At 68.6% G+C, this 555-nt stretch carries 1 protein-coding gene; it reads left to right on the top strand.

Annotated features, from left to right (window positions below; translation table 11 throughout):
- Window positions 1-555: M36 family metallopeptidase (locus ACR80Q_RS18345; protein ID WP_435379092.1), on the top strand; the 555-nt coding region annotated here is incomplete at both ends.

Here is a 555-nt window from a genome sequence, read left to right as displayed (position 1 = left end):
CCAGCCGTTCACCTACGACCGGATCAAGACGAACAGCTGGATCACGGGTGGTTCGTTGGCGACGCCCCACGGCGTGGGCCACGGCTGGAACGCCGTGCTGTGGGACCTGACGTGGAACCTGATCGACGCGCACGGGTTCAACGACAACATCTACGACGGCTGGGACGCGGGCGGCAACAACCGCTCGCTGCAGTACGTCACCGACGGGCTGAAGATGCAGGGGTGCGCGCCGGGCTTCGTGGCTGGTCGCGACGGCATCCTGGCTGCTACCGAGGCGCTCGGCGGCGAGGACACCTGCATCGTGTGGTCGACGTTCGCCCGTCGTGGCCTCGGGTACAGCGCGGTCCAGGGCACGACGAACCGTGACGACAACACCGAGGCGTTCGACGTCCCGGCCGAGTGCGTCGCGGCCGGCGAGGGCTTCGGCGGGATGAACCCGCAGGGCGGCACGGACGAGCTGCTGCTGCGTGACGCCGGTGATGCGGTTCCCATGCGGTTCAGCCTCGGTGGCAACCGCGGTCTGGACGTGCTGGACAACACGCACTCCTTCGCCTC

It is taken from the genome of Aquipuribacter aurantiacus, assembly GCF_051216895.1.
Classification (GTDB): Bacteria; Actinomycetota; Actinomycetes; order Actinomycetales; family JBBAYJ01; genus Aquipuribacter.
This window is presented reverse-complemented; position numbering and strand designations above follow the sequence as displayed.